Source organism: Hydrogenimonas sp., from assembly GCF_029933015.1.
Taxonomy (GTDB): Bacteria; Campylobacterota; Campylobacteria; order Campylobacterales; family Hydrogenimonadaceae; genus Hydrogenimonas.
In genome coordinates, this window is record NZ_JAOZOZ010000121.1 from 1 (window position 1) to 5,067 (window position 5,067).

The following is a 5,067-nucleotide window of genomic DNA, read 5'->3' on the forward strand; positions in this document are numbered from 1 at the left end:
GGGCCATCGAAGAGGGTGATCCCATCTATATCATCGATCCGGACCGATGCACCGAATGCGTCGGCCATTACGACGAACCGGCATGTATCGCCGTCTGCCCTGTCGACTGCATCGTACCCGACCCCGACAATGTCGAGAGCGTCGAAGAGTTGAAGTTCAAGTTCGAACATCTCCAGAAAGAACAGTAGGACCGAAGCCCCCTTCATGGCCAAACGAACCGCCATCATCGACATCGGATCCAACTCCGCGAGGATGGTGGTATTCGAACGGACTAGCCGCTTCGGCTTCCACCTTATCAACGAAACCCGCAGCCGTGTCCGCATCAGCGAAGGCGCCTACGAAAAGGGAGGTGAACTGCAGGAAGCGGCAATGGAGAGGGCCTATCAGGCCCTCTCTCAGTTTCTGACCATCGCCAAAAGCTACAAAGTCCGCAAAATTCTCTGTGTCGCCACCTCCGCCGTGCGTGACGCCCCCAACAAAAAACTCTTTCTCAAGCGCATCGAAAAGGATCTCGGTCTGCGGATCAAAGTGATCGACGGTCACAAAGAGGCGTGGCTGGGAGGCATCGCGGCCGTCAACCTTCTGCCGATCGGTGAGGGCATCACCATCGACATCGGCGGCGGATCCACGGACCTCTCCCTGATTCGCAACAGGAGAGTCGTGGAAACCTTCACGCTGAAGTTGGGAACCGTCCGTCTCAAAGAGCTTTTCTTCGACAAAAAAGCGCCTATCGAAGAGGCGCAGGCCTATATCGACGGCGCACTGGCGGCCCTGCCGGATAGTTTCAGAAGCGAGCTGGCCATCGGCATCGGCGGCACGATCCGTGCCATCGCAAAAACGATCATGGACCGGCAGGATCACGCCATCGAAAAGGTCCACGCCTTTCGTTTCCGCTTCGATGAGGAGAAAAAGTTCATACGCAAGGTGGCACACGCTTCGATCATGAAACTCGGCAAGCTGGGGATAAAGAAAGATCGTCTCGACACGATCCGTCCCGGAGCGCTGATTTTTCTCAGAGTCCTGGAAAAGATCGGTGCCCAAACCGTCATGACCAGCGGCGCCGGTGTGCGCGAAGGACTCTTCCTGAGCGATCTGCTCAGAAACAGCAGCCACCTCTTCCCGGCCAACTTCAATCCCAGCGTCCGCAGCCTCCAGGACCGTTTCTGCACCGACAGAAAATTCTCCGCCAACATCGCATCCACCGCCAGAACGATTTTTCTGGCTCTGAAAGATCCCTTCGGCCTCCCCGACGAAGCACTGAAACATCTCGAAATCGCGGCGAAACTCTCCCAGATAGGCATCCGTCTCGACTTTTTCGACTACAACAAACACAGCGCCTACTTCATCATGAACAGTCTCGACTACGGATTCACCCACGAGGAGATGGTTCTCATCGCCACCCTGATCCGTTTCAACAAAAACAATCTTCCAAAAAGCAGCTTCACCCGTCCCTACAAAAAACTGCTTCCCGACGGAAAGACCCTGGCGTGGCTCAGCTATATCGTATCGCTGGCGCAGATCATCCACATCAGCCGTGCACCGGGCAGAATCGAAGCCGCTTTCGAAAACGAAGTCCTGACCCTCCACGTCCCTTTCGAAACGTCACTGGCCCAGGAACGGATCAAAAAACTCCAGAAACCGGGCCCCATCGCCGTACAGTTTGTTTGAGTATCGGCGTTGAGAAAACTGCCACAGGCCACTCGATTCAAAGAGAAACGTAAAAGGCGTCACCCTCCTTCATTTCTCCATTTTCCATTCTCAATTCTCCATCGTTCCAAACGCACGTTCACGCGTTTAGAACTGCTGCCCCATCGTGAATTCGAAGTTCGACGTCTTGTCCCCATCCTCTTTCATCAGCGGATAGGCGAAGATCAGACTGATCGGCCCCATCGGTGAAAACCATTCGATCACCGCACCGGTACCGGCACGCTCGTACTCGTTGAAATCGTCATCCCCGATCATCCCGTAGTCCAGAAAGAAAGCCAGGCGCATCTTCGCCGCTTCCAGCAGGGGAACGCTCGCTTCGACGGAGTTGGAGAAGGTATATTTTCCGCCCGTACGGTAATAGTAATCCTCCCCTTCCACGATACCGCCGATGGAGCCCGACTCGTATCCGCGTACCGTTCGGACGCCTCCCATGTAGAACTTCGCGCTGACGGGAAGCTTGTCGTCGTAGCCGAAAAATCCCAGACGCGCCTTGTAGCGGAGAATCAGATCGTAGTTGATATAGTCCTCCATACCCTGGAAGATGGAGAAGTTCATATAGTTCTTGTTGTACTCCGCATCGCCACCGAGCCCGGCGAACTGGGAGCTGATACCGAAAATCATACCGTGGCGCGGCAGATAGTAGTCGTCGGTGTTGTTGAAACGCAGACTGAGCGTCCCCGCACTCGTGACGAAATCGTTGTTGTTGTAGAAGTCATAATCGGGGAAGTTGGGGTCGAGATCGCTCATACTGGTCGAATAGTACTGGTACATCACCGATGCGTGCCAGTAGCGGGCGATCTGCCGGCCGAAGGTGATGGAACCGCCGAACCGTTTTTCGGTGTAGTCGTAACTTTCGTATTCGCTGTTGTAGATGTTGAATCCGGCGCTGTATTCGCTGTCCCAGATACGGGGATTCGTGATATTGAAGTTGAAGTTGGTGCGGTGTTTTGAAAGATCGGTACTCAGCCCCACGGAAAGGCCGCTTCCGAAGATGTTCCGATCGTTGATGGAGGCGTTGAAGATGATGCCGTCGTAACTGCTGTAACCGCCGCCCACCATGATGTTGCCGGTCTGGGCCTCTTTGACGTTGACGACCAGATCCATCTGGTTCTCGCTGACCCGTCGTTCGTCGATGACGACGTTTTCGAAATATCCCGTCCGCATCAGAGCCGATTTGGAGTCTTTCATATCGGTCAGGTTGTAGAGATCGCCGGGAGCCAGAAATATTTCACGCCGCACGACACGGTCGAGGGTCCTCGTGTTTCCGGAGATGACGACATCTCTGATATAGACCTTATCCCCCGGAAAAACCTTGTATTTGACGACCGTCGTGTGCTCTTTTTCATCTTTCGAAAAATCGGGGACGACCCTGACGAAAGCGTATCCCATGTTGGCGATCCGCTCCTTGATCTTCTCCATATCTTTACGAAGATCGTCGATGTTGAAAGTGTCACCCGGCTCCACTTTCAGTTCGTCTTTGAGGATGACGGGATCGATCACCGCTTTGGCCAGATCGATCTGAACATCCTTGACGGTATAGACCTCTCCCTCTTCGATCTTGAAATCGAGAATCGCAGCATACTGGTTGAAGTCGACCCGCAGCAGGGGATCTTCCACTTTGGCGTCGAGATACCCGTGACGCATGTATAAATCCCTGATCCTCGGTGCTTCGTACTTGAGCTGGTCGATTTTGACTTTCCCGTCGTTGAAACCCCACATCCAGCCCATGAAATCCCGCTCCCGGTTGGCCATGACGCTTTCGATATCCTCTTTCTCCAGATGCTCGGCCCCGCAGAGATTGAGCTTTTTGATGATGATGTTTTCACCCTTGTTGATCTTGAATTCGACCTTGACGCTTCCGGTCTCGAGCGGCGTCACTTCCGTCTCGACAACCGTGTCGAAAAATCCTTCCGCCTCGATCGTACCTCGAATCAGCGCTTCGGCCTTTTCGATTTTCGCTTCGTCGTAGATGTCCCCCTTGTGCAGGCCGATCGCCGAGAGCAGTTCGTCTCTTTTGTTCTCTCCGTATCCGCTGAAGAGAATCTGGGAAATGACCGGTTTTTCCTTGAAGTGGAATGTGAGGATGCCGTGTTCCTCCGTCACCCAGATATCTTTGAAATATCCCTGGGCAAAGAGTCTTCTTATCGCTTCATCCACCTTCTCGATATCGATGGGCTCACCCGGATGAATCCCCGTGATCTCCTGGGCGATGTCGTTGGACAGATGCAGCAGACCCTCGAACCTAAGCTCCTTGATCTGCTGGGCGTTCGCGAATGCCGCCGTCATCAAGATGGCAGATAAAAAACGTTTCATTCATATCCTCATTATTGGGGCATATAATTTTTTCTAAAAAGGCTTCAAGTCTATCATTATTTCGATTAAACCCCGTTTATTTTTTATCTGCGGCACTCCCCCCGATTAATCTCTTTCAAACAGATTCTGCGTTACAATTTCGGACTTTAAACACTCGGGAGCAACCATGATTGTCGGAATCGTCGGACTGGGATTGATGGGAGGATCGCTGGGACTCGCATTGAGAAGCGTTCCCCAGGTCAACAGGGTCGTAGGTTACGATCGCAACCCTCACCACTCTGCCGAAGCACTCGAACGCCGCCTCGTCGATGCGATCGTCTCCTGGGAAGAGCTCAAGCGGTGTGACGTGATCTTCCTCGCCATTCCCGTGGAGGGGATCATCAAAGCGCTCCACGACCTCACCGATATTCCGCCTCGTACCACCATCATCGACCTGGGAAGCACCAAAGCCAAAATCGTCGACAACATTCCGCCAAAGATCCGTAAAAACGTCGTTCCCGCCCACCCGATGACCGGCACCGAAAAGTTCGGCCCCTCCGCCGCGCTGGCCAACCTCTACAGAGACAAGATCGTGGTGCTCTGCGATCTCGAAAAGAGCGGAGAGCTTCAGCGTGAAACGGCCAAAGCACTCTTCAAAGCCATCGGCATGAAAATCGTCACGATGGACGCCCACGAACACGACCGCCACGCCGCCTACATCAGCCACCTTCCCCACGCCATCAGCTACGCCCTCGCCAATGCCGTCATGGCCCAGGAGGATGCCGAAAACATCCTGATACTGGCGGCAGGCGGTTTCAGAGATATGAGCCGACTGGCCAAAAGCTCGCCCATCATGTGGGAAGAGATCTTCAAACAGAATCGGGGCCATCTTCTGGAAGCGATGGACCACTTCGAAGAGGAGCTGCGTGTCTGCCGCGCCCTGATTATGGGTGAAAAGTGGGAGGATCTGCGAAACTGGATGGAGGAGGCCCAGAAGCTGCACGATATTCTTTAGTCATTGGTCATTGGTCATTGGTCATTGGTCATTGGTCATTGGTCATTGGTCAT

The 5,067-nt window shown here is 53.7% G+C and carries 4 protein-coding genes; 3 read left to right on the forward strand and 1 reads right to left on the reverse strand.

Annotation, left to right across the window (positions count from 1 at the left end):
- Nucleotides 1-188, forward strand: a 188-nt coding sequence (locus tag Q1K23_RS07680) for a YfhL family 4Fe-4S dicluster ferredoxin (protein ID WP_300363559.1), incomplete at its 5' end; no start/stop codon positions are given.
- 16 nt (nt 189-204) lie between these two features.
- The gene (locus tag Q1K23_RS07685) at nt 205-1,668 is read left to right on the forward strand and encodes a Ppx/GppA phosphatase family protein (protein ID WP_300363560.1); all 1,464 of its coding nucleotides are present in this window, start codon (nt 205-207) and stop codon (nt 1,666-1,668) included.
- A gap of 126 nt (nt 1,669-1,794) precedes the next feature.
- Here Q1K23_RS07685 and bamA read toward each other — a convergent pair whose 3' ends face one another.
- Entirely contained in the window at nt 1,795-4,020 is a 2,226-nt protein-coding gene (gene bamA, locus Q1K23_RS07690; protein WP_300363561.1) for an outer membrane protein assembly factor BamA, read from the reverse strand.
- A 166-nt stretch (nt 4,021-4,186) separates the two neighbouring features.
- Between bamA and Q1K23_RS07695 the strand changes: the two genes are divergently transcribed.
- Entirely contained in the window at nt 4,187-5,014 is an 828-nt protein-coding gene (locus Q1K23_RS07695) for a prephenate dehydrogenase (RefSeq protein WP_300363562.1), read from the forward strand.
- Nucleotides 5,015-5,067 lie beyond the last annotated feature (53 nt).

What these genes read in the sequence shown, in the direction of transcription:
- Q1K23_RS07685 (WP_300363560.1), top strand. Translation starts at nt 205, where the DNA reads ATGGCCAAACGAACCGCCATCATCGACATCGGATCCAACTCCGCGAGG.
- bamA (WP_300363561.1), bottom strand. Translation starts at nt 4,020, where the DNA reads ATGAAACGTTTTTTATCTGCCATCTTGATGACGGCGGCATTCGCGAAC.
- Q1K23_RS07695 (WP_300363562.1), top strand. Translation starts at nt 4,187, where the DNA reads ATGATTGTCGGAATCGTCGGACTGGGATTGATGGGAGGATCGCTGGGA.